A 4,496-nucleotide genomic window follows, 5' to 3' on the forward strand; every position below is an offset into this window, starting at 1 on the left:
TGCTCATCAACGACAAGCACATCGAAGTGATTGTCCGTCAGATGCTGCAGAAGGTCGAGATCACCGATCAGGGTGAAACCGACATGATCTCGGGCGAACAGATCGACAAGATCGAGTTCGACGCGCTGAACCTGAAGGCGAAGGAAGAGGGCAAGAAAGTCGCGACCGGAAACCCTGTGCTGCTGGGCATCACCAAGGCCAGCTTGCAGACCCGTTCGTTCTTCTCGGCAGCGTCGTTCCAGGAGACCACGCGCGTGCTCACCGAAGCTGCCGTCAACGGCAAGGTGGACCCGCTCGAAGGCCTCAAGGAAAACGTCATTGTCGGCCGCCTGATCCCGGCCGGTACCGGCGCCTCGATGGCGAAGATCCGCGAAGTCGCAATGAAGCGCGACAAGATGATCCTCGACGAGCGCGAGAAGCAGGCGGCGATCGTGCCGTCGGCTCCGGCAGAAGAACCGCTGATGCTGCCGCCGGCCGAGTAATCGGTCGCTGCAGATCACATCAATGCCATGGAAAAGGCCGGCGAAAGCCGGCCTTTTTCGCGTATGAAGTGTGTTGCGGCGCACTACATGCTTTCGTTCATCTTTCCTTCAGCTCAAAAATGTTTTCACTTGGAGGGGGTTAGTGCGAGTCGACGGGGTCGACGGGCCAGCCTTGCAGCGTCAGCGGATTCCGCTTTGGCTGGGAATACGTTACATCGACCGTTGCCGGATATTGCCGCCGGTAAATACGACGCGTGAAAGAACCCTATGCTTGATCTTGCAATTGTTGGCGGTGGTCCGGGCGGCCTGATGAGCGCTTGGTATCTCAAGAAGAAGCTCGGCGATCTCTGCCGGGTCACCATCTACGAAGCGTCCGACCGCGTCGGCGGCAAGATTCTCACGCGCAAGTTCGATACCGCGCCAGCCATGTACGAAGCTGGCGTCGCTGAAATCTACGATTATTCCATGACCGGGCCGGATCCGCTCCGCGAGCTGATCCAGCATTTCGGCCTGCAGACCATCCCGATGGATGCCGAGCAGGTGCAGCTGGATGGCGAACTGATCAATGACGTGCCGGGCATGCGCAAGAAATACGGCGCCAAAACCGCGGCTGCGATCGAAGCCTTCCGCAAGAAGTGCGCCAGCATGGTGTCGCCGATCGAATATTACGAGGGCGTCGGCTCGCATGACAACGAGCATCCCTGGGCATGGGTGAACGCCGAGGAGCTGCTCGACAAGGAAGTCAGCGATCCCACGGCCAAGCGCTTCCTCAAGGTGATGGCACGCTCGGATATCGCGACCGAAACGCACAATACCAATGGTCTCAATGCGCTGAAGAATTTCGTGATGGATGTCGATGGCTATATCGGCCTGTATTCGATCCAGAACGGCAACGAGCAACTGATCTCCTGCCTGCAGTCGGAAGTCGATGCCGACATCCGGCTGAACCACCGTGTGCTCAAGGTCGGCAAGACCGAGCAGGGCCGCTATCAGCTCGACATGATGAACGGCAAGGGGCCGGATACCCGCGATTTCGATCTCGTGGTGATGTGCCTGCCGCATTCATGGTTGGCGACCATGCGTTGGGACGGCGAGCAGCTGCGCAAGTCGATGGTCAAGCACGTCGCTTACTTCGACCGCCCGGCGCACTATCTGCGCATCTCGCTGCTGTTCGACACGCCGTTCTGGGGCGAGCAGATTCCGGGCGCCTGGTTCATGTCGGAAGCGTTCGGCGGCTGCTGCGTCTATAACGAAGGCGCGCGTCACGATGTCGGCAAGCATGGCGTGCTGAACTGGCTGGTCCCAGGTTCCGACGCGCTGGCTTTTGCGAATCTCACCGATGATGAGTTGATCGATGCCGCGCTCAAGTCGCTGCCGGTATCGTTCGGCGATGCGCGCGCACATCTGCTGGAAGGCAAGATTCATCGCTGGCTGTCATCGGTCAACGCCATCCCCGGCGGCATGCCGGTGCGCGATGTCATGACCAATCACCGGCCGGAACCGAAGGATCACCCGGGCCTCGTCGTGGTCGGCGATTACCTGTTCGATTCCACGCTCAACGGTCTGCTCGACTCCTCGGATGCTGCGACCGACATCATCCTTACCGAGATGATGCGCCTGCGCCGCGCGCAGGGGCAGAATGGTACGACGATCTCCGACAAGATCGACCGCGACTATTTCCAGAACTATCGCGGCGTCGGTCCCTACAGCGAGGTCTGGAGCCAGTTCACCGATCCCGCCTATCTGATGAATCTCATCAAGATCGTCTGGGGCCGCGCCAAGGGCTACAAGCTGCTGGTGGCGGGCTCGGCGAGTGGCGAACTGGTGGGGGCGCTGCGTGCCAAGGGCATCGACGCCTGGGGGGTCGAGAACAACAAGGCAATCCACGCCAAGACGCCAAAGGCGCTGCAGAAATTCAACAAGCTTGGCTCGATCACCGATCTGCCGTTCAAGGCCGGGCAGTTCGATTTCGTGTTCGAGACCAGCCTGTGCCATGTCAGCGACAAGCAGGTGGTGACGGCCGTGCAGGAGCTCAACCGCGTGGTGAAGACCGGTCTCGTCTTCGGCTCCGTCACGTCAGACATGGCGCCGGCGGTGATCGATCGCTACGACCTGCTGCGCGGCGTCAAGAAACTCGGCACCTGGTGGGAGTGGTCGGAACTGTTCTTCGGCAACGGCTTCGACCTGTCGATGCATCGCCGCGACTGCACCGAGGCGGTGTGGGAAGCCACATTGGCCGCTGGCAAGGGGCCGGGTCACTGGTATGCCGACGCGGACAGCCTCCGCTATTCGTTTTTCGACAAGGTCGATGCCGAGGATTGATCCTCGGCGCAGGCCTCTGGTTGCTTTGCCGAGAACGTTCTGATCGCATAGGATCATTGCCGTGGCTGTCCGGGCCGCTTCATTGATTCTTGCGGTCGAAGGACCGTGCAGCAACGGTTCGTTCCATGGCGTCGAAGCCACCTCCCAAGCCTCCGTCCGACGACAAGACCGCAGCCGACCCGGCCACGCCGCTCGACGACAAGTTTGCGCTCCCGGTTGGCGCTGCTGCCGCTTCGGTTCCCAGCACGAAACCGCCGGCTGTCGAGAAGGCAGCAAAAGCCAAGCCTGTCGTTGATGATGACGACGAGGATGAAGACGACGAGCTCGATGACGATGACGAGGAACTCGTCGTCTTCACCGCGCGCGAGGCCGCCGGCGCATTCGGAACGGTCTATCGGTTCACGCGGCCATTGCTCGGCAAGTACCGCAAGCTGATTGGCTTCGTTGGCTTCGGCGTTGTGGTTGAAACGCTGTTCAACGTCATCATGCCGCTCAGCCTCAAATATCTGATCGACGATGCGCTCGGCGAGGAAGACTTCGACGCGCTGTTCAAGATCCTGTCGGTGCTGGCCGTCGCAGGCGTTGTCACGTCGATCATTGCGATCTGGTATGAGCGCTGGGACGCCAAACTGGCAGCCTCGATCGTCACGGACGTCCGCTCGCGCCTGTTCGATCACGTCCAGGATCTGCCGTCGGCCTATTTTGCCCGCACCAAGCGCGGCGAAATCCTGTCCCGCTTCTCGATCGATCTGTCGTCTTTCGAGACGGCCATCAAGAGTTTCGCCAACAGCGCATTATTGCCGTTCCTCGAACTGATCGCCGGCATTGTGCTGATGCTGTACCTGAACTGGCAGCTCGCCGCGGTCGCGCTGCTGGTGTTCCCGATCACGCTGATCGGTCCGCGCATCCTGACGCCGAAGGCCGTGCAGGCCAATTACGACCAGAAGCTCAGCGAAGCGTCCGTGCTCGGCATGGTGCAGGAAAACATCGCAGCACAGGCGGTGATCAAGGCCTTCAGCCTGCAGCGCCGCACCATGGGGTGGTTCCGGCTGCGCAACAACGAGACGCGCGACAGGATCGCGGCGGCGACCTTCCTGTCGACCATGGTCGAGCGGTCGGTCACCGTCTCGGTGTTGCTGCTGCATTTGGTGGTCCTGGCGATCGGCGCCTATCTCGCCACCAAGGGGCAGATCACCGTCGGCACCTTCGTCACCTTCGAAAGTGCATTCTGGGAGGTGTCCTACAACATCGCCCATGTGATGCACTTCATCCCGGTGTCGATCCAGGCGGCTGCCGCTGTCCGGCACATGGAAGAGATGCTCGACGAGCCCACCCGCGGCGCCGACAAGCCCGGCTCACCGGAGCTGCCGCGCATCGTCAACGACATCACGTTCGATCGGGTCTCGTTCCAGTACGAGAATAGCCAGCAGCGGGTGCTCGACAATCTCAGCCTCAAGATCAATGTCGGCAAGACCGTGGCCATTGTCGGCCCATCCGGCTCCGGCAAGAGCACGTTGCTGAACCTGATCCTGCGGCTCTACGTGCCGGACGAGGGCAGGGTAACCATTGACGGTGTCGATATCCGCAAGATCACGCGCGAATCCCTGCGCAGCCATATGGCCGTGGTGTTCCAGGAAAACATGCTGTTCAACATGTCGATCCGCGAGAACATCCGGCTCGGCAAGGAAGGCG

The 4,496-nt window shown here is 60.8% G+C and carries 2 protein-coding genes and 1 pseudogene; all 3 read left to right on the forward strand.

What is annotated here, in order from left to right:
* A pseudogene (locus tag ACEK02_RS24475) lies at positions 1-482 on the forward strand (DNA-directed RNA polymerase subunit beta'); the annotation flags it as partial.
* 267 nt (positions 483-749) lie between these two features.
* The gene (locus ACEK02_RS24480; RefSeq protein ID WP_371424097.1) at positions 750-2,804 is read left to right on the forward strand and encodes an FAD-dependent oxidoreductase; all 2,055 of its coding nucleotides are present in this window, start codon (positions 750-752) and stop codon (positions 2,802-2,804) included.
* Positions 2,805-2,929: 125 nt separating this feature from the next.
* Positions 2,930-4,496 (forward strand): ABC transporter ATP-binding protein (locus ACEK02_RS24485; protein ID WP_371424098.1); only part of this gene is annotated, 1,567 nt, incomplete at its 3' end.

The sequence above is a fragment of the Tardiphaga sp. genome, assembly GCF_041424195.1.
Classification (GTDB): domain Bacteria; phylum Pseudomonadota; class Alphaproteobacteria; order Rhizobiales; family Xanthobacteraceae; genus Tardiphaga.